The following is a 22,784-nucleotide window of genomic DNA, read 5'->3' as shown; positions in this document are numbered from 1 at the left end:
ATATGGGCGCCGAGGGCGTGCCCTGGACCGCGATCCGCCATTTCACCGACGAGACGCATCGTTTCGTCAACCTTGGCGACGGGACCTTCTTCCACTCCGGCCACCTTGCCATCCGCCAGTCGGTCGCGGCGGGGGCCAGCATCACCTACAAGATCCTCGTCAACGATGCGGTGGCGATGACCGGCGGCCAGCCGATCGACGGGGAACTGACGCCCGAGCAGATCACCCATATGGTCCATGACGAGCGCGTCGCCCGCATCGTGCTGATGTCCGACCGGCCCGAGGTCTACCGTCCCGCCGACCTCGCCCCCGGCACCGAAATCCGCCATCGCGACGAGATCGACGCGGTGATGCTGGACCTGCGTCAGATGCCCGGCGTCACCGTCATCGTCTATGAGCAGACCTGCGCCGCCGAACTTCGCCGCCGCCGCAAGCGGGGTGAGGCGGCGGACCCCGACCTGCGGCTCTGGATCAACCCCGCCGTCTGCGAGGGCTGCGGCGACTGTTCCGTCCAGTCGAACTGCATCGCGGTCGAGCCGCTGGAGACCGACCTCGGCCGCAAGCGGCGCATCAACCAGTCGGCCTGCAACAAGGATTATTCCTGCCTCAAGGGCTTCTGCCCCTCCTTCGTTTCCGTCCACGGCGCCACCCTGCGCAAGGCCAAGGCGCAAAGGGGCGCGGACATCGCCACCCTCCCAGATCCCGCGCTGCCGCCAATTGATCGCGCCTGGAACCTGGCGCTGGCCGGGGTGGGCGGCACCGGCGTCCTGACCATCAGCGCGATCCTCGGCATGGCGGCCCATGTCGAGGGCAAGGTCCCGATGGTGCTGGACATGGCAGGCCTCGCCCAGAAAGGCGGCGCGGTGATGAGCCATGTCCGCATCTCGCGCGCCGACCGCCCCGTCGCCGCTCCCCGCATCGCTGCTGGCTCCGCCGACCTGCTAATCGCCGCCGACCCGGTGGTGGCCGCGTCGAAGGAGGCGATCCTCCTGTGCAGCCCCGACCGGACCTCGGTGGTCCTGAACACCCACCTCGCCCCGGTCTCGGACTTCATCCGCCAGCGCGACTTCGACTTCCGCCAGCCGCAGGTCACGGCCAGCGTCACCGCCGCCACCCGCGCGCGGCATGTCCACGACTTCTCGGCGCTGGCCAAGGCGCTGACCGGAGACGAGATCGGGGCGAACCTGATGATGCTGGGCCATGCCTGGCAAAGCGGGCTGGTGCCGCTGGCGAAAACCTCCATCCTGGAAGCAATCCGCCTGAACGGCGTGGCGGTCGCGGCCAATACCGAGGCCTTCGACTGGGGCCGCCGCCTCGCCCACGACCCCGCCGCTGTCACCGCGCTGGCCAACCCGCCGCAAGCCCCCGAACCGCTGACCCTGGACGCGCTGATCGTGGCCCGCGCCGCCCATCTGCGGGCCTACCAGAACCAGTCGCTCGCCGCCCGCTACCGCGTCGCGCTGGACCGGATCGCCCGGCTGTCCACCGACGAATCCCTCCTCCGCGCCGTTGCCGAGGCCTATGCCCGCGTCCTCGCCCCCAAGGACGAATACGAGGTCGCCCGGCTCTACAGCCTTCCCGCCTTCCGCGAGGGGCTGGAGACGGAGTTTGCGGGCGACTACCGTCTTTCCCTCAACCTCGCCCCGCCCTTCCTGCCCGGCAAAGCCCCGGACGGCCGCCCCCGCAAGCGCAGCTTCGGCCCGTGGATCTTCCCTGCCCTTCGCCTGCTCGCCAGCCTCAAACCCCTGCGCAACACCTGGGCCGATCCGTTCCGCCACAGCGCCGACCGCAAGCTGGAACGCGAGTTGATCGCGCTTTACGAAGCCGACCTCACGCTGGCTGAGCAGACCCTCACCCCCGAAACCCTGCCGCTGATCCGCGAACTTCTGTCCCTGCCGACGCAGATTCGCGGCTATGGTCCGGTGAAGGAGGCGGCTTTCGCGAAACAGATTGCGCGGCGCGACGAAATCCTCGGCGCGCTGGATCCCACCCCCATGGCCCTCGCGGCGGAATAGGACCCGGCATGTTTCTCGCATCCATGAGCTTCGATCTTGGCCCGGACGTCGAGGCCCTGCGCGAGATGGTCCACCGCTGGGCGCAAGATCGGGTCAAGCCCATGGCCGCCGCCATCGACCGGACCAACGCCTTCCCGCCCGAGTTGTGGAAGGAACTGGGCGACCTCGGCCTTCTCGGCATCACCGTGCCGGAGGAGTTCGGCGGCACCGGCCTCGGCTACCTTGCCCATACCGTAGCGGTGGAGGAGGTCGCCCGTGCCTCGGCCTCGGTCTCGCTCTCCTACGGCGCGCATTCCAATCTTTGCGTCAACCAGATCGCGCTGAACGGCACCCCCGACCAGAAGCGGAAATACCTCCCCGGCCTCGTCGCCGGGACGCAGGTCGGCGCGCTAGCGATGTCCGAGGCCGGGGCCGGGTCGGATGTGGTGTCGATGACGCTGCGCGCCGAGAAGCGCGGCGACCACTACATCCTGAACGGCACGAAATACTGGATCACCAACGGCCCCGACGTCGATGTGCTGGTTGTCTACGCCAAGACCGACCCGGGCGCGGGGTCGAAGGGCATCACCGCCTTCCTGATCGAACGGACCATGCCCGGCTTCCGCACCTCGCCGCATTTCGACAAGCTGGGGATGCGCGGGTCGAACACCGGCGAGTTGATCTTCGAGAACGTCGCCGTCCCCGCCGAAAACGTGCTGGGCGCCGAGGGCAAGGGTGTCCGCGTCCTGATGTCCGGTCTCGACTATGAACGGGTCGTGCTGTCGGGCATCGGCACCGGCATCATGGCCGCCTGCCTGGACGAGATCATGCCCTACATGGTCTCGCGCAAGCAGTTCGGGCAGTCGATCGGGCAATTCCAGCTGATGCAGGGCAAGATCGCCGACATGTATACCAAGCTGAACTCCGCCCGCGCCTATGTCTACGCCGTCGCCCGCGCCTGTGACCGGGGGCAGGTCACAAGGGCAGATGCGGCGGCCTGCGTGCTCTATGCCTCGGAGATGGCGATGGAGGTGGCGCACCAGTCGGTGCAGGCGATGGGCGGCGCCGGGTTCCTGAACGACAGCGCGGTCAGCCGCCTTTTCCGCGACGCCAAGCTGATGGAGATCGGCGCCGGCACCAGCGAAATCCGCCGGATGCTGATCGGACGCGAGATGATGGGGGCGATGGGGTGATGTCAGCCGATCCGCAGAACGCCGCCCAGGTCCTCGTTTGCGCGTTCCATCAAGGCCTCGACCATCCATTGATTCAGCGATTTGGCGTTGCGCGCCGCAGCGTCCGTCATGCGCCGATGAAGCTCGGGTGTGGCACGCAGCGAAAGGCTGCCGGAAAAGGGCCTTTCAGGTTCGGCTCCGTCCTGCGCGCACCATTCGAGATAGTCGTCAACGCTTTCATGGAACGCCTTCGGCAACTCTTCGGCGGTGCGGGCCTGAAAGGTGATCACGTCCCGGATACCCAGAACCTCGCCGTGAAACAGCAGGGCATCTTCGTCGAAAGAGACTGTCGCGCTATAGCCTTTGTAGGGTTTCATGGGCTTATTCCTGCCTCCAGAAGGAACCGGCGCACCGAGCGCACCGCATCCTTCACGATGGTTGGCTGCGGATGGGGTTCGTGGAACACCATCCGGCGGCCATTCAGCGATATTTGTACCCGGGAACCGGACCCCTGGGTGATCTCCGCGCCGAGCGCGCGGAGCAGGGCTTCGATGTCGGCCCGGCGAATGTCGGCGCGAACCGGGTTGGCAAAGATCGCTTCCAGAACGCGGGCATTTTTCGACGACAACATAGGTCTTTCCGAGGGCGGTCGCGGACCTTGCAGCTTCTTCTGCATGCATAGTTCAAAAATAGTATCAGAAAGTGATACCGTCAAGGGTACTGAGCGATGCAACTGACCTCCGCCGTTTCCCCCCGCAGCGACGGCTTCCGCGCCAACCGTGCCGCCAACCTTGCCGCGCTGGACGCCGTCCGGGCCGCGGCGGGCCTCGCCTTGTCCGGCGGCGGGGACAAGGCGCAGGCGTTGCACCAGAGCCGGGGCAAGCTTCTCCCTCGCGAGCGGATCGACCGGCTGCTTGACCCCGGATCGCCCTTCCTGGAGATCGGCCTTTTTGCCGCTGAAGGCATGTACGACGGGGCCAGCCCCTCGGCCGGGCTGATCGCCGGGATCGGGCGGGTCGAGGGGCAGGAGGTTATGGTCGTCTGCAACGACGCCACGGTGAAGGGCGGCACCTATTTCCCGATGACGGTCAAGAAGCACCTCCGCGCGCAGGAGATCGCCGCCGAGAACCGGCTGCCCTGCGTCTATCTGGTCGATTCCGGCGGGGCGAACCTGCCGAACCAGGATGAGGTCTTCCCCGACCGCGACCATTTCGGGCGCATCTTCTTCAACCAGGCCAACATGTCCGCCGCGGGCATCGCCCAGATCGCCATTGTCATGGGCTCCTGCACCGCCGGGGGGGCCTATGTGCCCGCAATGTCGGACGTGACCATCATCGTGAAGGACCAGGGCACGATCTTCCTCGCCGGTCCGCCGCTGGTCCGCGCCGCGACGGGAGAGGTGGTCAGCGCCGAGGAGCTGGGGGGTGGCGACGTGCACACCCGGCTTTCGGGCGTGGCGGACCTTCTGGCCGAGGATGATGCCCATGCCCTGCTGCTGGCCCGCCGGGCGGTGGCAAGTCTGAACTGCCGCAAGTCCGCGCCTGTCGTGCTGCAATCGCCCGAACCCCCGGCATATGACCCCGAAGAGCTGCTCGGCATCGTCCCACCCGAGACGAAGACCCCCTACGACATCCGCGAGGTCATCGCCCGCCTTGTCGACGGCTCGCGCTTCGACGAGTTCAAGCCGCGCTACGGCGCGACCATCGCCTGCGGCTTTGCGCATGTGATGGGCATCCCCGTCGGGATCATCGGCAACAACGGAGTCATCTTCTCGGAAAGCGCACTGAAGGCCGCGCATTTCGTCGAGCTGTGTTCGCAACGCGGCATCCCGCTGGTGTTCCTGCAGAACATCTCGGGCTTCATGGTGGGCAAGACCGCCGAGAACCGGGGCATCGCCAAGGACGGCGCCAAGCTGGTGACCGCCGTCGCCACGACGCAGGTGCCCAAGATCACCCTGATCGTCGGCGGCTCCTTCGGCGCAGGCAATTACGGGATGGCCGGCCGCGCCTACGGCCCCCGGTTCCTGTGGACCTGGCCGATGAGCCGCATCTCGGTCATGGGCGGCGAGCAGGCTGCGGGTGTCCTTGCCACCGTTCGCCGCGAGGCGCTGGAGCGCAAGGGCGGCAGCTGGTCGCCCGAGGAGGAGGCCGCGTTCAAGCGCCCCACGATCGAGATGTTCGACCGCCAGTCGCACCCGCTCTACGCCTCCGCCCGGCTGTGGGACGACGGGATCATCGACCCCCGGAAAAGCCGCGAGGTGCTGGCGCTGTCGCTGTCCGCCACGCTGAACGCCCCGATCCCGCCCACCCGCTTCGGCCTCTTCCGGATGTGACCCGATGTTCGCCAAGATCCTGATCGCCAACCGTGGGGAAATCGCCGCCCGCGTCATCGCCACCGCCCGCCGGATGGGCATCGCCACCGTCGCCGTTCATTCCGACGCCGATGCGCAGGCGCTGCATGTCACCCTCGCCGACGAAGCCGTCCGCATCGGCCCCGCCCCGGTGGCCGAAAGCTACCTCAACGGTCCGGCGATCATCGCAGCCGCCCTCCGCACCGGCGCGCAGGCGATCCATCCCGGCTACGGCTTCCTGTCAGAAAACCCCGGGTTCGTCGAAGCCGTCGAAGCCGCTGGTCTTGTCTTCATCGGTCCCCCCGCCAGCGCCATCCGCGCCATGGGCCTGAAGGACGCGGCCAAGCGGCTGATGGAGGGCGCGGGCGTCCCCGTCGTCCCCGGCTACCACGGGGAGGACCAGGACCCCGCCCGTCTCGCCAGCGAAGCACAAACAATCGGCTACCCCGTCCTGATCAAGGCCCGCGCGGGTGGCGGCGGCAAGGGGATGCGCCTGGTCGAGGATCCCGCCGCCTTCCCCGCCGCGCTGGACAGTGCCGCGCGTGAGGCGCAGGCCAGTTTCGGCGACCCCGCCTGCCTGGTCGAGAAATACATCGCCTCGCCCCGCCATATCGAGGTGCAGGTCTTCGCCGACGCGCATGGCACCACCCTCCATCTCTACGAACGCGACTGCTCACTGCAACGCCGCCACCAGAAGGTCATCGAAGAGGCCCCCGCCCCCGGCATGACAGAGCCCGTCCGCGCTGCGATGACCGCCGCCGCGATCCAGGCCGCCCGCAGCATCGGCTACCGGGGCGCGGGGACCGTGGAATTCATCGCCGACGGCTCCGGCCCCCTCCGCGAGGACGGCTTCTGGTTCATGGAGATGAACACCCGCCTGCAGGTCGAACATCCGGTCTCCGAGGCGATCACCGGCCTCGATTTCGTGGAATTGCAACTGCGGGTCGCGGCGGGCGAGCCCCTGCCCTTCGCGCAGGATGACCTGCGCATCGACGGCCACGCCATCGAGGCCCGGCTTTATGCCGAGGATGCCGAGCGCAGCTTCCTGCCCGCGACGGGCACCCTGACCCATCTCGCCTTTCCCCCAGCGACCGCCTTCCAGCGTGGCCCGGTGCGGGTGGACGCCGGGGTCCGCGCGGGCGACGAGATCACCCCCTGGTATGACCCGATGATCGCCAAGCTCATCGCCCACGCCCCCGACCGCAGCGCCGCGCTGGCGCTCCTTGGCCAAAGCCTCGACGCCACCCGCATAGCGGGCTCGACCACAAACCTCGCCTTCCTCGCCGCGCTGACCCGCCACCCCGATGTGCGGTCCGGCAAGGTCGACACCGGCCTCATCGCCCGCGACCTCGGGCAGCTGACCGCCCGTCCCCCGCTCACGCCCGAGGCCCCGGCGCTGGCCGCCCTCGCCGCGCTGAACCTTCTGGCCCCGCCCACCGGCACCGATCCGTGGGACGCACTCAGCGGCTGGCGCGGCTGGTCGAACGCCGAGAGTTTCATCACCCTCGATCACCGGGGCGAACCCCATGCACTGAGGGTCGAACTCCTCGGCCAGCGCCGGTTCCGGGTGGCGGACGGGGCAAAGGCGACCATCCTCACGCTCCTCGATCCCCGCGACCGCGACATCCGCTTCGAGAGCGACGGGCTGATCCGCAGCGCCGGTCTCGCACAGGCTGCCGGGACGATCACTGTCTTCCTCGACGGCGCATCGCACGGCTTCCGCCCGGTCCTGCCGCAGGGCGAAACCGGACCCGAGCCTACCGGCGACGCTGTGCTGGCGCCGATGCCCGGCCTTGTCGCCAAGCTTTGCACGCAGGCGGGCGCGACCGTGGCCAAGGGCGACCCTCTCGTCGTCCTCGAAGCGATGAAGATGGAGCATGTCCTGACCGCCCCGCGCGACGGCTGTATCGGCGAGGTTCTGGTGGCCGAGGGCGATCAGGTCAGCGACGGGGTGCTCCTGATCCGGCTGGAGGCTGCCGATGGCTGAGACCGTGACCCTTTTCGAGGTCTCGCCCCGCGACGGGTTGCAGAACGAGGCCCGGCAGGTGCCTACCGCCGACAAGATCCGCCTTGTCGACCGGCTTTCCGCCTGCGGCTTCACCCATATCGAGGTGACGAGCTTCGTCAGCCCGAAATGGGTGCCGCAGATGGCCGATGCCGAGAAGGTGATGGATGGCATCACCCGGCGCCCCGGCACCAGCTACGCCGCCCTCACCCCGAACCTGCAAGGGTTCGAGCGCGCGCTTCAGGCCCGCGCCGACGAGGTCGCCGTCTTCGCCTCCGCCTCGGAAAGCTTCTCGCAGAAGAACATCAACTGCTCCATCGCCGAAAGCCTGGACCGCTTCCGCCCCGTGCTGGAGCGCGCCAAAGCGGAGGGGATCAGCGTGCGCGGCTATGTCTCCTGCGTCACCGATTGCCCCTATGAAGGTCCGGTGGCACCGGATGCGGTTGCCAAGGTCGCCCAAGCCCTCGGTCGGATGGGTTGCCACCAGATCAGCCTTGGCGACACCATAGGCGCGGGGACACCGGACAGCATCGGCAGGATGCTCGACTCCGTGCTCGCCGTGCTTCCCGCCGACCGGCTGGCCGGGCATTACCACGACACCGGCGGCAGGGCGCTGGACAATATCGCGGTCAGCCTCGACCGGGGCCTGCGCTGCTTCGACGGCTCGGTTGGCGGCCTTGGCGGCTGCCCCTACGCCCCGGGTGCCAAAGGCAATGTCGCGACAGAAGCCGTTGCCGCCTTCCTGCACGCCAAGGGCTTCGCCACCGGGCTGGACCTCGACCGGCTGGCCCAGGCCGCCCGCTTCGCGCAAAGCCTGAGGAGCCCAGAATGACCTGGCATACGCTCAGCCTCCGCACCGACCCGCGCGGGGTGGCCTATCTGACGCTTAACGCGCCCGACCGGCGCAATGTCCTGTCGCCGCAGATGATTTCCGAGTTGACCGAAGCGGCCCATGCGCTTGGCAGCAATCCGTCCATCCGCGTCGTCGTCCTTGCCGGGGCGGGGCCGGTCTTCTGTGCCGGGGGCGATCTCGACTGGATGGCCGCGCAGATCGACGCCGACCGCCCCCAGCGCCTGCGCGAGGCGCGGAAGCTGGCCGAGATGCTGCGGGCGCTGAACGAGCTGCCGAAGCCGCTGGTCGGGCGGCTGCACGGCGGGGCCTTCGGCGGCGGAATCGGCCTGGCCTGCGTCTGCGATGTGGCGGTCGCCGCGCCGGGCACCCGCTTCTGCTTTTCCGAAACCCGGCTGGGGATCATCCCTGCCACGATCGGCCCCTATGTGCTGGCCCGGATGGGCGAGGGCCGGGCGCGCCGCGTCTTCATGTCCGCGCGTGTCTTCGAGGCCGGAGAGGCAGAGACGCTGGGCCTCGTCGCCCGCGTCGTGCCTGACGCCGGGCTCGACGCCGCCATCGAGGCCGAGGTCGCCCCCTACCTCTCCTGCGCGCCTCTCGCCGTAGCGCAGGCCAAGGCGCTGGCGCGCGCGCTCGGCCCCCGGATCGACGACGCGGTGATCGACGACAGCATCCGCCGCCTCGCCGATGCCTGGGAAGGGCCGGAGGCGATCCAGGGTATCCGCGCCTTTCTGGACAAGCGCCCACCGCCCTGGGCGTGATGGGAATGGGGGCGGCGACCAGTCTTACGTCGGTCAACTGCCCTCCGCCTTCGGACTGGACCTCTCGACTCGCCTTCATGGGGAGGGATGGCGGGGAACGCCGTCAGACTGCTGCGCAGCCGTGGACCGGTCGGGAACGTTTTCCCCGCCCTGTGGTTGTCCCGGGTACCCCGTGCAGGAGACATGCGATGTCCGCCCCCAAGACGAATCTCGAAACCCAGAAGCGCCAGCATATTGTGCCGCTGGTCGGGATGGCGCTGGTCGCGATCTTCGGCGTCGGCCTGATCGTCTACTGGCAATTCGAGGAAGCCTCACAGGGCGCCTCGCCCGGCGCCGACGCGCCGGACACCCGGCCCATCGACGCGACCAACCCGCCCGAGACACCTGCGCCGACGACCCCTGCCCCTTAAACGAGGGGAACCCGCGCGGCCATGAAAAAGCCCGGCCAAAACGGCCGGGCTTCGCTATTTCTTTGGCGGATCAAGTGGTTGACAAAGTCCTAACACGCACAGTCAACCCATTGATTTTCCTGCAACCGTCATGGTGCCCGCGCGCGGGCACCACGAAGCTTCAGCGCTGCTGCTGGCCTTTCTGGTCGCGGTCCTGCTGGCCCTTGTGCTGGTCCTGCTGGCCGCCCTGGCCCTGCTGCTTTTGCCCGCCCTGATTGTTATCCTGGCCCTTCTGGCCCTGTTGCCCTTGCTGCGGATTCTGCTGGTTCTGGTTCGCCATCGCTCTTCTCCTCGTTTCAGCTGGCTGGACCGGGACAACCGGCACTTCGCGGCATTGTTCCCGGGGAACCGCCACCCCCCGCCCGGGTTGACCGGGACTGGAATGGAGGACGCGATGCCCGCAGGCGGGTTCTGGAAGGGCTATCTGAAGCTTTCACTCGTCACCTGCCCGGTGGCGATGCAGCCCGCCACCAGCGACAGCGGTCGGCTGCGCTTCCACACCCTGAACCGCCGGACCGGCAACCGGGTGCACCGCCAATATGTCGATGCCGTGACCGGAAAGCGGGTGGCCGACGAAGACCAGGCGCGCGGCTATCCGCGGGGTGAGGCGGATCATGTGATCCTCGAGGAAGAGGAGCTGGATGCGGTCGCCCTGGAAAGCACCCGCACCATCGACATCCAGGAATTCGTCCCCTCGGACCGCATCGGCTGGATCTGGTACGACCGCCCGCATTTCCTGGTTCCCGACGACAAGGTGGCCGAGGAGGCCTTCTCGGTCATCCGCGAGGCGATGCGCGCGACCTCCACCGTCGGCATCGCCCGGCTGGTCCTCTACCGGCGCGAGCGGGCGGTGATGCTGTTGCCGCGCGGCAAGGGGATCATCCTGTGGACCCTGCGCTACGGCGACGAGGTGCGGGACGAAGCGGAATATTTTGCCGGGGCGGACGGGTCGAAGCCCGACGGCGAGGCCTTGAAGCTGGTCAGCCGGCTGATCGACAGCCGCACCGCCGGCTGGGATCCCCGCCTTGTCGAGGACCCGGTGCAGGACCGGCTGCTGGAGATCATAGAATCCAAGCGGAAGGGCAAGAAGCGGGCGGCCAAGGCCAAGCCGGAGGAGACGGAGGACAGCGGCAAGGTGGTCAGCATCATCGACGCCCTGAAACGCAGCATCGCCGCCGAAAGGGCCCCGTCCCGCAAGCGCTAGGCGGGCAGGGGGCGGGCGGATGCGGCGAAGTCCTCCCAAGGGTCGAGGCGCAGCGATTGAAGGCGGGCGGGCATGGTCTTGACCGTGAAATCCGCGGGTCGCGCCCCGGCGGCCAACTCGTCCCAGGTCAGGGGCGCTGAGACCTGCGCGCCGGGCCGGGCGCGGGTGGAATAGGCCGCCACCGCCGTCGCCCCGCGCTGGTTGCGCAGATAGTCGACCAGGATTTTCCCCTGCCGCTTCGATTTGGTGATCGTCGCGACATAGCGGGATGGGTCATCCGAGGCCATCGTCTGGGCAAAATCGCGGCAGAAGGTCTTGACGGCGGGCCAGTCAGCCTTGGGCTGCAGCGGCGCCACGACATGCAATCCCTTGCCGCCCGAGGTCTTGGCAAAGGCCGCAAGCCCAACCGCTTCCAGCCGTTGCCGGACGTCCTGCGCCGCTGCCACCAGGTCCGCCCAGTCCAACCCCTCGCCGGGGTCGAGGTCGATCACGATGCGATCCGGGCGTTCCCAATCCTTCAGCGTGCTGCCCCAGGGGTGGATTTCCAGCGCCGCCGACTGGGCCAGCGCGACAAGGCCGTCGAGGTTCGCAATGGCCAGCGACGGTGCGTCCTTCGGTTCCGCGGGGTCCTGCACCCGCAGGATGGCGGCGTTCATCCCCTTCCATTCGTGCTTCTGGAAGAACTGCTGCCCGCCGATGCCATCGGGGCAGCGCAAGAGCGCCAGCGGGCGGCCGGTGACATGCGGGGCGATCCAGGACCAGACCTCGGTGTAGTAATCAGCGAGGTCGGCCTTGGTGATCCCCTCCTCGGGCCAGTAGACACGATCCGGATGCGTCAGCTTGATCCGGCGGACCGGGGCGGCGGCGGGGGGCGGCGCAGGCTTCGCACCCTCTGGCTCTGGCGCGGCAGGTGAGGGCAGCCCTTCGCCTGTCACCTCACCAGCCTCCTTGTCTTCGCGCAGACCCCGGAAAGCGGCGTGGCGCAGGTTGCCATCGGCGGTCCAGGCCCGGAAATCCACCTCGGCCACCAGCTCGGGCCGGACGTAGCGGACCCCGCGTTTCTCGATGCCCTTGAGCGGAGGGTCGAACGGCGACTCCACGGTTTCCAGAGCTGTCAGCCGGGTCATCAGCCCTTCCGCCACAGCGGCGGAGAATCCGGTGCCGACCCGACCGACAGGATGCAGCTTGCCGTCCCGGAACACGCTCATCACCAGCGAGCCGATGGCGCGCGGCGACACGGTCGAGGGCACGAAGCCACCGATCACGAACTCCTGCCGGGCCGAGCATTTCGACTTGACCCAAGCCTGCCCCCGCCCCGCCCGATAAGGGCTGTCGCGCAGTTTCGAGACGACCCCCTCCAGCCCCATCCGGCAGGCGTGGCGCAACACGATCTCGCCCCGGTCGTCCAGATGCTCGCTGAGCCGGATCGGGTCGGCGGCCTTGGCAACCAGCGTGGCGAGCAGGCGCTTGCGTTCGACCAGCGGCAGCGGGGTCAGGTCGCGGCCATTCAGGTGGAGCAGGTCGAAGACATAATAGAGCATCCGGTCGCTGCGCCCCTCGGAAAGGTCGTACTGCAGCGCAGAGAAATCGGAGGATCGCCCCGCCACCTCTACCACCACTTCTCCGTCCAGAATCGCCTGTTCGGCGGTGAGCGCGGCGAGCGCCTGGGCGAGCGTTTCGCCGAACCGTTCGGTCCAGTCGCGGCCCGAGCGGGTGAAGAGCCGGACCTTGCCATCCTGCAGATGCGCCTGGATGCGGTAGCCGTCGAACTTGATCTCGTGCAGCCAGCGGTCGTCGCCGGGGGTTGCCTTGACCAGCGTGGCCAGCATCGGCGGCAGGAATTCCGGCATGTCGGCGGCGGGTTTCGGCGAGGCCTTGCGGGCGCGGGGCCGGGGGGCGGGCTTGCCCGCGACCTGCTCGATCAGCCGTCCGGTCTTCACCGACTCCGGGCGTTCCACCAGAATGTCGGGAGCGCTTTCGTCGCGCGCGCTGGCATCCTCGCCCTTGATCAAAAGCCAGTTCTCGCGCTTTTCACGGGGCTTGCCGCGCATCCGGATCAGATGCCAGCGGCCCGTCAGCTTTTCGCCCTTCAGCTCGAATTCCAGATGGCCCTTGGCATAACCCTTCGCGGCGTCGAAGACCGGCACCCAGGTGCCGCGGTCCCAGACGATCACCGTGCCCGCGCCATATTGGCCCGCGGGGATCGTGCCCTCGAAGCTGCCGTAGTCCATCGGGTGATCCTCGACGTGGACCGCAAGCCGCTTTTCGCCCGGCACCAGGCTGGGCCCGCGCGTCACCGCCCAGCTTTTCAACACCCCGTCCATCTCCAGCCGCAAGTCATAGTGCAGCCGCGTCGCATCGTGCTTCTGGATGACGAAGACCGGCTCGCCCGCCGACTTGCGCTTGCGGCCCTTGGGCTCGGGCGTCGCGTCGAAGTCACGCATCGACTGGTAGGTTTCCAGAACCATCTCAGCCCGCCTTCCGCTTCGGCACCTTCGCCGCAGGCTTGCGCCCCTTCGCCGCCTTCGCGCTTTCCCGCAGCGCCGCCATCAGGTCTACCACCTTTTCGCGCGGTGCCTCTTTCCGGCGCGGCGGCGGGCGACCTTCCAGCTTGGCCTTCACCAGTTCGGCCAGGGCGGCATCGTAGCGGTCGTCGAAGGCCTGAGGGTCGAAATCGCCCAGCTTGGTGTCGATGATATGCTCGGCGAGATCCAGCATCTCTCCCTTGATCTCGATCTTCGGGATATCGGTGAAGGCCCTCTCGGCCGAGCGGACCTCGTAGTCGAAATTCAGCGTATTGGCGATGAACCCGGCGCCTTCGGGCCGGATCAGAAGCGTGCGCAGGCGGCGAAAGAGCACCGTCCGCGCCAGCGCCGCGACCTTCTTGCGCTCCATCCCGTCGCGCAGCACCGCGAAGGCCTCGACCGAGGCGGGGTCGGCGGGGGCAAGGTAGTAGGGCCGGTCGAAGTAGAGCGTGTCGATATCGGCGCAGGGCAGAAAGCTTTCGATGGACAGGGTCTTGTCCGAGTCGGGCACCGCGGCGGCGATCTCCTCGGCTTCCAGAAGCACATAGTCGCCGCTGTCGATCTCATAGCCCATGACCTCGTCCCCGTCGGCCACCGGCTTGCCGGTCCCGGCGTCGACCAGCTCGTTGCGCAGCCGGTTGCCGGTGCGGCGGTTGATCATGTGCAGGGCGATCCGGTCCGATGTCGTGGCGGCGGTGTAAAGCTTCACCCCGAAGGCGATCTCGCCCAGGCGCATCCGGCCCTTCCAGCTTGCCCGTGGCGCCATTCGCCGACCTCCTGTCGATGCGCTACCCCCTGGAACCCCGATCCGCGCCGCCCGGTTCCCCGCGCCGGGCCGGATTTCGGCTGAATGCCGCCAAGGGGCCGACATGGGGAAATTGCGTCGGAACCGCTTTCGCAGGCGGGCATTGACCCCTGTCCGATGGAGAGAGGTGTCATGTCCGACGACGTGCTGAGCCATATCCCCGCCCTGCGCCTGTTCGCCCGGTCGCTGACGGGGCGCTACGGCGACGCGGACGATCTGGTGCAGGACACCCTGGTCCGGGCGATCGCCAGCGCCGCCTCTTACACCGCGGGCACCAACATGCGGGCCTGGCTTTTCACCATCATGCGCAACTGCTTCTACAACAACCGGGTCAAGCTGGTGCGCGAGCAGCCGGGGGCCGAGAACTGCGTCTCCGACACCCCCTCGACGCCGGACAGCCAGTACTGGCACATGCGCGGCCGCGAGGTCGAGGCGGCGCTGATGGGCCTGCCGCAAGCCTACCGCGAAGCCGTGGTGCTGGTGCTGGTCACGGGCGAAAGCTACCAGTCCGCATCGGAAATCCTGCAGGTGGACATTGGCACGATCAAGAGCCGGATCAGCCGGGGCCGCAAGCTTCTGCAGACCGCCCTTGGCGAAGAGGTCTGACGCCCTGGAACTTTTCCCCCGCACGGCAGGTTGGTGGCAGCGAGGCCCATCCGCAAATCAGGAGACGAAGATGAAGACCAAGAATCTTGAAGTGCTGTTCCATGAGCAGCTGAAGGACATCTATTACGCCGAGCGGAAGATTCTGCGGGCGCTGCCGAAGATGGCGCGCGGGGCGCAGTCCTCGGAACTGCGCGCGGCTTTCGAGAAGCACGAGGAAGAGACCCAGGGCCATGTCGAGCGGCTGCAGCAGGTGTTCGACCTGATCGGCAAGCCGACACGCGGCAAGACCTGCCCGGCCATCGACGGGATCATCGAGGAAGGCGAAGAGGCGCTGCAGGCCTTCGCGGGCAGCCCCGCGCTTGATGCGAGCCTGGTCGCTGCGGCCCAGGCGGTCGAGCATTACGAGATCGCCCGCTACGGCACGCTCTGCCGCTGGGCGCAGGTCATGGGCCTGAAGGAGGCCGTGAAGCTTCTGGAACAGACGCTGAAGGAAGAAAGCATGACCGACGAGGCGCTGACCCAGATCGCGGACGGCTCGGTCAATCAGACCGCGCTGCAAGCGGCCTGAACCCCGACCGCGCCTGGACGCCCTTTCACCGGGCGCGGTCGGTGGGCGGTCCCGCTCCCCCAGCGGGGCCGCCTGTTTTCGGAAGGAGGACCCCGATGCCCGACACACCCGATACCCCGCCCCCTTCAAACGAACGGCTGCGGCGGCCTGGCCCGAACGTCATCGACCAGCGCCAGCAGCAGATCGACCCTGCGGGGCATTACCGGCAGGACCCGGACGCCCGCCCCGACAGCAACCGCAAGCAGCCGGGCGGCAGTCCCGAGGAACGCGAGAAGGAGCCCAGGCCATGAGCGACTATCCGAAGCCCCCCTTCCCGGAACAGACGCAGGACCCGCCCGGCAGCTTCGTGCCGATGCAGCCGCGACCCGACCATGGCGAGACGACCTGGGTCGGCGCAGGGCGGTTGCAAGGCCGCGTGGCGCTGATCACCGGGGCTGACAGCGGGATCGGCCGTGCCGTGGCCATCGCCTTCGCCCGTGAGGGGGCCGATATCGCGCTGTGCTTCCTGAACGAGACCGGCGACGCCGCCGACACCGCAAACCTGATCGAGGATGAGGGCCAGAGCTGCGTGAAGATTCCGGCCGACCTGTCCGACCCCGACGAATGCCGCCGGGTGGTGCAGGAGGTGGTCAAGACCTGGGGCCGGATCGATATCCTGGTGAACAACGCCGCGCACCAGACGGTCTGCGAAAGCTTCGAGGATCTGACGGGCGAGGAATGGGACAAGACCTTCGCCGTCAACATCGACGCGGTCTTCCACCTGTCGCAGGCCGCCGTGCCGCATATGGAAGCGGGCAGTTCGATCATCAACACCGCTTCGATCAACGCCGACAAGCCAAACCCCACGCTTCTGGCCTATGCCACGACGAAGGGCGCGATCCAGAACTTCACCTCGGGCCTGGCGCAGCTTCTGGCCGAGCGCGGCATCCGGGTGAACTGCGTCGCCCCGGGGCCGGTCTGGACGCCGCTGATCCCCTCCAGCATGTCCGGCGAGAAGGTCGCGAAATTCGGCCAGGACAGTCCGATGAAGCGCCCGGCCCAGCCGGTGGAACTCGCCTCGGCCTATGTGATGCTGGCCGAGCCGATGTCGAGCTATGTCTCGGGCGCGACCATCGCCGTCACCGGCGGGGCGCCGATGCTGTAGCGCGCTGGAACAAACCGCGCGCTGGCCGGTTGAAGGGTCCAGACGTCCCTTGCGACAGAAAGGAATGAGACATGACCGATCTACCCCCAAGGACAACGCCTCCTCGCACGGATGGCCGCAGGCTGGAAGAAAGACGCTACTCGCAGTCGAGCATGTGGATCGTCCTCCTCGTTCTCGCTGCGGTGATCATCGCCGCCATCGTCTTCAGCATGGACAGGTCGACCAGCGTGATCGAGCAGACCCCGACACAACCGACGACCACCGCACCGGCCACCACCGGCACCGCCCCCGCCACCGACGGCACCACGACCGGCACCGGCGGGACGACGACGGACACCACGACGGGCACCGATACCGGCACGGGCACCGGCACCACCACGGACGAAACCGCCCCGACCGAGCCGACGACGACGGCTCCCGCAACGGGCGGCACCACGACCACGCCTTGACCTCTCCCGTCTGAAAGAAGAAAGGCCGCGCCATACGGGCGCGGCCTTTTTCGGTGGCGCGGGGGCCTCAGCGGGCGGACGTTGCGTCCAGTTCCGCCCGGCTCAGGAAAAAGCGGGTGATTTCGGCGGAATGCCCGGCCAGCCATCCGGCCATCGCCTCCTCCTGCTCCAGGCAGAGCGTGAAGACCTCGATCCCCGCGCGGTCGCCCATCTGCTCTGCCACCGTGATCAGGACCCGGTAGGCGGCGATTTCCATCTGCTCGAATGTGTAGCTGGCCAGCATGCCCTTCACCACCTCGTCGCTGGCGAACATGCCCGACACAGACTGCGCGACGGCCATCGCCTTGCCCAGCGTGTCCTTCATGACCGAAGCGTCGGACCCGTGCCGGGCCAGCAGACCTGCCAGCGCCGAACGCTGTTCCTTGGTCTCGGTGAGGTGGCTTTCGATCCGGGCGCGCAGTTGGGGGTAATGCTCGAGATGCGGCAGCATCGCCTGCATCATTGTCAGCCCCTCCCCCTCCATCGCATGGGCATCGCGCAGCCAGGCGAGATAGGTCCGGCGGGACTGGTCCATGGGATCGTCCTTTGCACATGGGACGGATGTCTCCCTCCAAACCGGGGGCACCGCGCGATTGTTCCTGCCGGGTTGCACGCGGGGGCTTCCCTGAATGCGAACCACAGGTCACGATGCGCCAAAGCGAAGTCCCGGGGGGAGTGGGAATGGATCTTCAACTCGGGGGTCGGGTGGTGATCGTCACGGGGGCGGCCAGCGGCATCGGTGCCGCTGCAGCCCGTTGCCTGTCGGCGGAAGGCACCGGCGGGCTGGTGCTGACCGACCGCGACGAAGCCGGCCTTGCGCGCATCTCCGCAGAGCTGTCGCCCGCGACCCCGGTCGAGACGGTGGTGGCGGATCTCGCCGATCTTGCGGTGCCCTCCGCCATCGCGGGGGCCGCCCTCGACCGGTTCGGTCGCATCGACGGGCTGGTGAACGCGGCCGGTCTGACCACGCGCGGATCGTTCGAGACCGGCACCGCCGCGCTCTGGGACCAGCTTTTCGCCATCAACGCCCGGGCCGGGTTCCTGCTGATGCAGGCGGCCATTGCCGACATGAAGCGCCGCGCGACGGGGGGCGCCATCGTCAACATCCTGTCGATGAACGCCCATTGCGGCGTGCCCGAACTGGCGATCTATGCCAGCACCAAGGGCGCGATGCAGACGCTGACGAAGAACGCGGCCCATGCCCATATGGCCGACCGCATCCGGGTGAACGGCATCAACCTCGGCTGGGTCGCGACCGAGGGCGAACGGCGGATGCAGGCCGAAACGCTGGGGAAGGGCGAGGACTGGCAGCAGGACGCCGCTGCCGCGCTGCCCCTGGGGCGGCTGGTGACGGCCGAGGAATGCGCCCGGCTGGTGGCCTTCCTTCTGTCGGAGGCCTCTGATCCGATGAGCGGGGCGGTGATCGACTTCGAGCAGAAAGTGACGGGGGCGATCTGAGCCATGCCGCAGCCTTCCGCCCCGCGCGATTTCGAGGCCCTGCGGGCAGCGCTGGTGGCCCGGTCGGACCGGCTGTCGAAGCGGTTGTCGCAAGTGGCGCAGTTCTTCCTGAACCATCCCGAGGAAGTGGCGGTCTCGACCCTTGTGCATCTGGCAGAGCTTGCCGCCGTGCCGCCTGCCACCATCACCCGCTTTGCCAAGGAGCTGGGGTTCCAGGGCTTTTCCGACCTGCAACTGGTGTTCCGCGAACGGCTGCTCGGCCCCCGTCTGCCCTATGCCGAGCGCGTCTCGGGCGCGGGAGACCGCGATCTGGACCAGCCGGGGGTGGTGTTCGGAAGTTTCGTCCAGGCCGCGGTGCAATCGCTCTTGCGGATCGAGGAGGCTTTGGACCGCGACCAGCTGGAGGCCTGCGTCGAGGTGCTGGCGGGGACCGAGGTCGTCCATGTCGCCGCCGCGCGGGGGGCCTTCGGCCTTGGCGCCTATACGGTCTACGGGCTGGGCAGCCTCGGCCGGCGGGCGCAGCTGATCGACAACCTCGGCGCCATGCGGGGGATGCAGGTCGGGGCAATGGGGCCGGGGGACACGCTGCTGGCGATGACCTTCGACGATTACACGCCCGAGACGGTGGAAGTAGTGAAGCTGGCCGCCGCGAAGGGCAACCGGGTGCTGGCGATCACCGACAACGCGCTGAGCCCAGTCGCCGGGCTGGCAAGCCATGTGCTTTACGTCAACGAGGCCCGGCTGGGCCATTTCCGCAGTCAGGTGCCCGCGATGGTGGTGGCGCAGGCGATGATCGTCGGGCTGGGGCGCAGGCTCGGCACGGTTGATATCAATCAAAATCATAAAAATGAAAATTTCGTTGCATCGACTCGCATCTTGGCCAAGGATGGCCGGGGGAGGACGTCATGATGCACAGCCGGTTCGATTTTTCCGGGGCCGAGGTCGTAGTGGTCGGCGCCAGCCGTGCCGGGATCGGGGCGGCTATTGCGCGCGCCTTCCAGGAGGCAGGCGCGCGGGTGGAAATCACCGGGGCCGAGCCGGAGCCCGCGCCGGAGGATGCGGCGCGCTTCGGCTATACGCAGCTTGACGTGACCGACGGCGCGGCGGTGAAGGATTTCGCCGCGCGGCGAGACAGGCTGGACGTGCTGGTCAACTGCGCCGCGATCACCGCGCGGGGCGAGGAGATGGCGCCCGAGTTCTTCGCCCATGTGGTGAACGTGAACCTGCACGGCACTTTCCGCATGGCCGAGGCTTTCCACGGGCAGCTCAAGGCCGCGAAGGGCGCACTGATCAACATCGCCTCGATGTATGCGATGTTCGGCAGCCCGAGGAACCCGGCCTACGGGGCCTCGAAGGCCGCCGTGGTGCAGCTGACCAAGTCGCTGGCCATCGCCTGGGCGGGGGACGGCATAAGGGTGAACGCGGTCGCGCCCGGCTTCATCGTCACCCAGCAATCCGCCCGCAGCCGCACCGATCCGGCGCATGTCGCGGCAGTGAACCTTCGCACACCCATGGGCCGCTGGGGCCAGCCCGAGGACATCGCCGGGCCGGTCCTGTTCCTTGCATCCGAGGCCGCCGGGTTCATGACCGGCACCTGCCTTGCCATTGACGGGGGATATTCCGTTGCCTGACCTCTCTACCATCGGCGCTGCCGTCATCGGCACCGGCTTCATCGGCTCGGTCCACCTGGGCACCCTGCGGCGGCTGGGGATTCCCGTCGTCGGGGTCCTCGGCTCGAGCGCCGCGCGGGGTGCCGACCGGGCACGGGCGCTTGGCGTGGCGAAGGCCTATGGCTCGCTGGACGAGCTGCTGGCCGATCCGGCGGTGCAGGTGGTGCATGTCACCTCGCCCAACGTGGCGCATTACGGGCAGGTGAAGGCGATCCTTCAGGCAGGCAAGCATGTGATCTGCGAGAAGCCCCTGGCCATGACCTCAACCCAGTCCGCTGAAATGCTGGCCATGGCCCGGGCGTCCGGCAAGGTGGCGGCGGTCTGCTACAACACCCGCTTCTACCCGCTGAACCAGCAGGCCCATGGCATGATGAAGGCGGGCGACCTGGGCGAGCTGCGCCTGATCACCGGGCATTTCCACCAGGACTGGTTGGCAAAGGACACCGACTGGAACTGGCGGCTTGAGGCGGAGGAGGGCGGCCCGCTGCGGTCGGTCAGCGACATCGGCACGCATTGGGTGGACCTGACGAATTTCATCACCGGACAGAAGCCCGTGTCGGTGATCGCGGAACTCGCCACCTTCATCCCCGAACGGCAAAAGCCCCTCGGCCCGGTGGAGACGTTCACGGCATCGAAAGGCGCGACGGAGACGCGGAAGATCGAGACGGACGATGCGGCCACGATCCTGCTGCGCTATGGCAACGGCGGGCGGGGGATGATGTCGACCAGCCAGGTCAGCCACGGGCGGCGCGGGCTGCTCAGCTGGGACATTTCCGGCGCGAAAGCCTCGGCCGCCTGGTCCGCCGAACATCCCGAGGACCTGTGGATCGGCCACCGCGAGGCGCCGAACCAGATCCTGCTCCGCGACCCGTCCTTGATGAACCCGACCGGGGCGGCGGCGGCCTTCATGCCCGGCGGCCACCCGGAAGGCTTCGCCGACACCTGGGCCGCCTTCTTCACCCAGGTCTACCGCGACGTGGCGCGGGGCGGTCGCGGGCCTGAGTCGACCTGGGCCAGCTTCGACGACGGGCATTACGAGATGCTGTTCTGCGATGCCGTCCTGGCCAGCGCCGCGCGTGGGGCCTGGGTCGACGTGGCACAAGCATAAGGAAGACCACACATGCAACTTGGCATCCTCACCGCCCCCTTCGCCGATACACCGCTGGAAGCTGTCGCCGACTATGCCGCCAGCGCAGGCTTCGAGGCGCTGGAAATCGCCTGCTGGCCGCAGACGGGCGGCGAGAAGCGTCGCTATGCCGGGACCGCGCACCTGCCCATCGAGGAGATGACCCAAGCGCGGGGATCCGAGATCATGGGGATGCTGCGGGCCAAGGGGCTGACCGTCTCGGGCCTCGGCTACTATCCGAACCCGCTCCACGCCGACGCCGCCCATCGTGAGGCGGTGACCGGGCACCTGAAGAAGATCATCACCGCTGCCGGGATGATGGGCGTGAAGGTCGTCAACACCTTCGTCGGCGGCGACCGGACGCTGACCGTCGACCAGAACTGGTCCCGCGCCACCGAAATCTTTGCCCCCATCGTCGCCCATGCCCAAGCCAGCGGAGTGACGCTCGCCTTCGAGAACTGCCCGATGATCTTCAGCCATGACGAATGGCCGGGCGGGCACAACATCGCCTATGCCCCGCGCATCTGGCGGCGGATCTTCGAGACCTGGGGCGATGCGGTGGGAATGAACTATGACCCCTCGCACCTCGTCTGGCAGATGATCGACGCAAACCGGTTTGTCCGCGAATTCGGCGCCCGCATGGTGCATGTCCACGCCAAGGACCTGATGATCGACCGCGACGGGCTGTATGAAAACGGCATCATGTCCGCCGGGATCGGCTGGCAGATCCCCCGGATGCCGGGCCTGGGAGAGGTCGACTGGCAGGATTTCTTCGCCACCCTCTACCGCGCGGGCTATGACGGCCCGGTCATCATCGAACATGAGGACCGCACGTTTGAAGGCACCGACGACAAGATCAAGCGCGGCTTCGCCCTGGCGCGGGACATCCTGCGCCCCTATGTGAAATAGCCATGTCGGGCGGGCCGCCCATCACCCGGGCATTGCGGCCGTCAGGCACGGGCGGTGCTGGCGCGGACCACAAGCTCGAAGGGCAGCCGGACCGGCACGGGCGCTTCGCCTGCAAGGATCGAGAGCAGCACCCGCATTCCCGCCGCCCCCATCTCGGACCGGGGCTGGCGGATCGTCGTCAGGGCCGGGATACAGGTCTGGGCGAAATGGATGTCGTCGAAGCCGATGATCGACAGGTCGCGCGGGACCTGGATACCAGCCCCGGACGCCGTGGACAGGAAGCCCATCGCCATCTCGTCATTGGCGAAGAACAGCGCGGTCGGGCGGTCGGGCAGGGCGACGAACCGTGCGAAGGCCGCGCGCCCGCTGTCCAGGCCGAAACTGCCCGGAAGCTCGAACTCCGGCCGATGCCGCAGCCCGGCCTTGTCCAGGGCTCGGCGATAGCCCTGCAGGCGCTGTTCGGTCAGGATGTTGCTTTCGGGTCCGGTCACATGGCCGATGCTGCGGTGACCAAGCGAGATCAGATGCTGCACGGCCGCCTCGGCCGCAGCGGCATTGTCGATGGACACCGTCAACGGCCCGAAATCGCTGCCGACCTCGGAGATCGTGACGATCGGCACCGCCCGCTGCTCGGCGGGGACTGGGATGTCGGACCAGCGCGCCTTCGGCTCGGCCAGAAGCAGCGCCCCATCGGCGCGCC

25 protein-coding genes are annotated in these 22,784 nt (G+C 68.0%); 18 read left to right on the top strand and 7 right to left on the bottom strand.

The window, feature by feature from the left end:
• A partial coding sequence (locus V7Q39_RS09310) for an indolepyruvate ferredoxin oxidoreductase family protein (protein WP_333816293.1) occupies positions 1-2,015 on the top strand: 2,015 nt, incomplete at its 5' end.
• Positions 2,016-2,023: 8 nt separating this feature from the next.
• Complete coding sequence (locus tag V7Q39_RS09305) at positions 2,024-3,187, top strand: acyl-CoA dehydrogenase family protein (protein ID WP_333816292.1); 1,164 nt, start codon at positions 2,024-2,026, stop codon at positions 3,185-3,187.
• A gap of 2 nt (positions 3,188-3,189) precedes the next feature.
• Here V7Q39_RS09305 and V7Q39_RS09300 read toward each other — a convergent pair whose 3' ends face one another.
• A complete protein-coding gene (locus V7Q39_RS09300) occupies positions 3,190-3,543 on the bottom strand; it encodes a type II toxin-antitoxin system HicB family antitoxin (protein WP_333816291.1) in 354 nt (117 codons plus the stop codon).
• Complete coding sequence (locus tag V7Q39_RS09295; RefSeq protein WP_333816290.1) at positions 3,540-3,881, bottom strand: type II toxin-antitoxin system HicA family toxin; 342 nt, start codon at positions 3,879-3,881, stop codon at positions 3,540-3,542. The genes V7Q39_RS09300 and V7Q39_RS09295 overlap by 4 nt, the downstream gene beginning before the upstream one ends.
• 12 nt (positions 3,882-3,893) lie before the next feature.
• Here V7Q39_RS09295 and V7Q39_RS09290 point away from each other — a divergent pair, with 12 nt between their 5' ends.
• The 5 genes from V7Q39_RS09290 to V7Q39_RS09270 all read left to right on the top strand — a co-directional run bounded on the left by V7Q39_RS09290 (position 3,894) and on the right by V7Q39_RS09270 (position 9,542).
• Entirely contained in the window at positions 3,894-5,498 is a 1,605-nt protein-coding gene (locus V7Q39_RS09290; protein WP_333816289.1) for a carboxyl transferase domain-containing protein, read from the top strand.
• A gap of 4 nt (positions 5,499-5,502) precedes the next feature.
• A complete protein-coding gene (locus V7Q39_RS09285; RefSeq protein ID WP_333816288.1) occupies positions 5,503-7,503 on the top strand; it encodes an acetyl/propionyl/methylcrotonyl-CoA carboxylase subunit alpha in 2,001 nt (666 codons plus the stop codon).
• The gene (locus V7Q39_RS09280; protein WP_333816287.1) at positions 7,496-8,353 is read left to right on the top strand and encodes a hydroxymethylglutaryl-CoA lyase; all 858 of its coding nucleotides are present in this window, start codon (positions 7,496-7,498) and stop codon (positions 8,351-8,353) included. The genes V7Q39_RS09285 and V7Q39_RS09280 overlap by 8 nt, the downstream gene beginning before the upstream one ends.
• Positions 8,350-9,132: a crotonase/enoyl-CoA hydratase family protein gene (locus V7Q39_RS09275; RefSeq protein ID WP_333816286.1), complete on the top strand. Its 783-nt coding sequence runs from the start codon at positions 8,350-8,352 to the stop codon at positions 9,130-9,132. The genes V7Q39_RS09280 and V7Q39_RS09275 overlap by 4 nt, the downstream gene beginning before the upstream one ends.
• Before the next feature lie 188 nt (positions 9,133-9,320).
• A complete protein-coding gene (locus V7Q39_RS09270) occupies positions 9,321-9,542 on the top strand; it encodes a hypothetical protein (RefSeq protein WP_333816285.1) in 222 nt (73 codons plus the stop codon).
• Positions 9,543-9,702: 160 nt separating this feature from the next.
• Here the strand turns inward: V7Q39_RS09270 and V7Q39_RS09265 are convergent, their stop codons facing one another.
• Positions 9,703-9,861, bottom strand: coding sequence for a hypothetical protein (locus tag V7Q39_RS09265; protein ID WP_333816284.1), 159 nt, complete (start codon positions 9,859-9,861; stop codon positions 9,703-9,705).
• Between the two features lie 102 nt (positions 9,862-9,963).
• On the opposite strand from V7Q39_RS09265, the gene ku (V7Q39_RS09260) reads away from it, so the two are divergent.
• Positions 9,964-10,785, top strand: a complete 822-nt coding sequence (gene ku / locus V7Q39_RS09260; protein WP_333816283.1) for a non-homologous end joining protein Ku — start codon at positions 9,964-9,966, stop codon at positions 10,783-10,785.
• Here ku (V7Q39_RS09260) and ligD read toward each other — a convergent pair.
• Positions 10,782-13,253, bottom strand: a complete 2,472-nt coding sequence (gene ligD / locus V7Q39_RS09255; RefSeq protein ID WP_333816282.1) for a DNA ligase D — start codon at positions 13,251-13,253, stop codon at positions 10,782-10,784. The two genes, ku (V7Q39_RS09260) and ligD, sit on opposite strands and share 4 nt — an antisense overlap.
• A gap of 1 nt (position 13,254) precedes the next feature.
• Positions 13,255-14,076, bottom strand: coding sequence for a non-homologous end joining protein Ku (gene ku / locus V7Q39_RS09250; protein WP_333816280.1), 822 nt, complete (start codon positions 14,074-14,076; stop codon positions 13,255-13,257).
• 171 nt (positions 14,077-14,247) lie between these two features.
• On the opposite strand from ku (V7Q39_RS09250), the gene V7Q39_RS09245 reads away from it, so the two are divergent.
• The 5 genes from V7Q39_RS09245 to V7Q39_RS09225 all read left to right on the top strand — a co-directional run bounded on the left by V7Q39_RS09245 (position 14,248) and on the right by V7Q39_RS09225 (position 16,882).
• Positions 14,248-14,721 carry a sigma-70 family RNA polymerase sigma factor gene (locus tag V7Q39_RS09245; protein WP_333816279.1) on the top strand — a complete coding sequence of 158 codons (474 nt, stop codon included), beginning with the start codon at positions 14,248-14,250 and terminating at the stop codon, positions 14,719-14,721.
• Between the two features lie 70 nt (positions 14,722-14,791).
• Positions 14,792-15,289: a YciE/YciF ferroxidase family protein gene (locus tag V7Q39_RS09240; protein WP_333816278.1), complete on the top strand. Its 498-nt coding sequence runs from the start codon at positions 14,792-14,794 to the stop codon at positions 15,287-15,289.
• A gap of 95 nt (positions 15,290-15,384) precedes the next feature.
• Entirely contained in the window at positions 15,385-15,579 is a 195-nt protein-coding gene (locus tag V7Q39_RS09235) for a hypothetical protein (protein ID WP_333816277.1), read from the top strand.
• Positions 15,576-16,433 (top strand): SDR family oxidoreductase, encoded by an 858-nt coding sequence (locus tag V7Q39_RS09230; RefSeq protein ID WP_333816276.1) that lies wholly within the window; start codon positions 15,576-15,578, stop codon positions 16,431-16,433. The genes V7Q39_RS09235 and V7Q39_RS09230 overlap by 4 nt, the downstream gene beginning before the upstream one ends.
• Before the next feature lie 71 nt (positions 16,434-16,504).
• Positions 16,505-16,882, top strand: a complete 378-nt coding sequence (locus V7Q39_RS09225; protein ID WP_333816275.1) for a hypothetical protein — start codon at positions 16,505-16,507, stop codon at positions 16,880-16,882.
• A 67-nt stretch (positions 16,883-16,949) separates the two neighbouring features.
• On the opposite strand, the gene V7Q39_RS09220 is transcribed toward V7Q39_RS09225, so the two are convergent.
• Positions 16,950-17,456 (bottom strand): ferritin-like domain-containing protein, encoded by a 507-nt coding sequence (locus V7Q39_RS09220; RefSeq protein WP_333816274.1) that lies wholly within the window; start codon positions 17,454-17,456, stop codon positions 16,950-16,952.
• Positions 17,457-17,602: 146 nt separating this feature from the next.
• Between V7Q39_RS09220 and V7Q39_RS09215 the strand changes: the two genes are divergently transcribed.
• From V7Q39_RS09215 to V7Q39_RS09195, 5 genes are read left to right on the top strand one after another with little or no spacing between them, the layout of a single operon-like run.
• Complete coding sequence (locus V7Q39_RS09215; protein WP_333816273.1) at positions 17,603-18,379, top strand: oxidoreductase; 777 nt, start codon at positions 17,603-17,605, stop codon at positions 18,377-18,379.
• Positions 18,380-18,382: 3 nt separating this feature from the next.
• A complete protein-coding gene (locus V7Q39_RS09210) occupies positions 18,383-19,288 on the top strand; it encodes a MurR/RpiR family transcriptional regulator (RefSeq protein ID WP_333816272.1) in 906 nt (301 codons plus the stop codon).
• Positions 19,285-20,010: an SDR family NAD(P)-dependent oxidoreductase gene (locus tag V7Q39_RS09205; RefSeq protein WP_333816271.1), complete on the top strand. Its 726-nt coding sequence runs from the start codon at positions 19,285-19,287 to the stop codon at positions 20,008-20,010. Before V7Q39_RS09210 ends, V7Q39_RS09205 begins: the two co-directional genes overlap by 4 nt.
• Positions 20,003-21,157 (top strand): Gfo/Idh/MocA family protein, encoded by a 1,155-nt coding sequence (locus V7Q39_RS09200; RefSeq protein ID WP_333816270.1) that lies wholly within the window; start codon positions 20,003-20,005, stop codon positions 21,155-21,157. The genes V7Q39_RS09205 and V7Q39_RS09200 overlap by 8 nt, the downstream gene beginning before the upstream one ends.
• 12 nt (positions 21,158-21,169) lie before the next feature.
• Positions 21,170-22,084, top strand: a complete 915-nt coding sequence (locus tag V7Q39_RS09195; protein WP_333816269.1) for a sugar phosphate isomerase/epimerase family protein — start codon at positions 21,170-21,172, stop codon at positions 22,082-22,084.
• Between the two features lie 41 nt (positions 22,085-22,125).
• Here the strand turns inward: V7Q39_RS09195 and V7Q39_RS09190 are convergent.
• A partial coding sequence (locus V7Q39_RS09190) for a substrate-binding domain-containing protein (RefSeq protein WP_333816268.1) occupies positions 22,126-22,784 on the bottom strand: 659 nt, incomplete at its 5' end.

It is taken from the genome of Tabrizicola sp. (genome assembly GCF_036781545.1).
In the GTDB taxonomy this organism is placed as follows: Bacteria; Pseudomonadota; Alphaproteobacteria; order Rhodobacterales; family Rhodobacteraceae; genus Tabrizicola.
This window is presented reverse-complemented; position numbering and strand designations above follow the sequence as displayed.

Coding starts and splice junctions, on each gene's coding strand:
- V7Q39_RS09305 (WP_333816292.1), top strand. CDS start 2,024: ATGTTTCTCGCATCCATGAGCTTCGATCTTGGCCCGGACGTCGAGGCC.
- V7Q39_RS09300 (WP_333816291.1), bottom strand. CDS start 3,543: ATGAAACCCTACAAAGGCTATAGCGCGACAGTCTCTTTCGACGAAGAT.
- V7Q39_RS09290 (WP_333816289.1), top strand. CDS start 3,894: ATGCAACTGACCTCCGCCGTTTCCCCCCGCAGCGACGGCTTCCGCGCC.
- V7Q39_RS09285 (WP_333816288.1), top strand. CDS start 5,503: ATGTTCGCCAAGATCCTGATCGCCAACCGTGGGGAAATCGCCGCCCGC.
- V7Q39_RS09280 (WP_333816287.1), top strand. CDS start 7,496: ATGGCTGAGACCGTGACCCTTTTCGAGGTCTCGCCCCGCGACGGGTTG.
- V7Q39_RS09275 (WP_333816286.1), top strand. CDS start 8,350: ATGACCTGGCATACGCTCAGCCTCCGCACCGACCCGCGCGGGGTGGCC.
- V7Q39_RS09270 (WP_333816285.1), top strand. CDS start 9,321: ATGTCCGCCCCCAAGACGAATCTCGAAACCCAGAAGCGCCAGCATATT.
- V7Q39_RS09265 (WP_333816284.1), bottom strand. CDS start 9,861: ATGGCGAACCAGAACCAGCAGAATCCGCAGCAAGGGCAACAGGGCCAG.
- ku (WP_333816283.1), top strand. CDS start 9,964: ATGGAGGACGCGATGCCCGCAGGCGGGTTCTGGAAGGGCTATCTGAAG.
- ligD (WP_333816282.1), bottom strand. CDS start 13,253: ATGGTTCTGGAAACCTACCAGTCGATGCGTGACTTCGACGCGACGCCC.
- ku (WP_333816280.1), bottom strand. CDS start 14,076: ATGGCGCCACGGGCAAGCTGGAAGGGCCGGATGCGCCTGGGCGAGATC.
- V7Q39_RS09245 (WP_333816279.1), top strand. CDS start 14,248: ATGTCCGACGACGTGCTGAGCCATATCCCCGCCCTGCGCCTGTTCGCC.
- V7Q39_RS09240 (WP_333816278.1), top strand. CDS start 14,792: ATGAAGACCAAGAATCTTGAAGTGCTGTTCCATGAGCAGCTGAAGGAC.
- V7Q39_RS09235 (WP_333816277.1), top strand. CDS start 15,385: ATGCCCGACACACCCGATACCCCGCCCCCTTCAAACGAACGGCTGCGG.
- V7Q39_RS09230 (WP_333816276.1), top strand. CDS start 15,576: ATGAGCGACTATCCGAAGCCCCCCTTCCCGGAACAGACGCAGGACCCG.
- V7Q39_RS09225 (WP_333816275.1), top strand. CDS start 16,505: ATGACCGATCTACCCCCAAGGACAACGCCTCCTCGCACGGATGGCCGC.
- V7Q39_RS09220 (WP_333816274.1), bottom strand. CDS start 17,456: ATGGACCAGTCCCGCCGGACCTATCTCGCCTGGCTGCGCGATGCCCAT.
- V7Q39_RS09215 (WP_333816273.1), top strand. CDS start 17,603: ATGGATCTTCAACTCGGGGGTCGGGTGGTGATCGTCACGGGGGCGGCC.
- V7Q39_RS09210 (WP_333816272.1), top strand. CDS start 18,383: ATGCCGCAGCCTTCCGCCCCGCGCGATTTCGAGGCCCTGCGGGCAGCG.
- V7Q39_RS09205 (WP_333816271.1), top strand. CDS start 19,285: ATGATGCACAGCCGGTTCGATTTTTCCGGGGCCGAGGTCGTAGTGGTC.
- V7Q39_RS09195 (WP_333816269.1), top strand. CDS start 21,170: ATGCAACTTGGCATCCTCACCGCCCCCTTCGCCGATACACCGCTGGAA.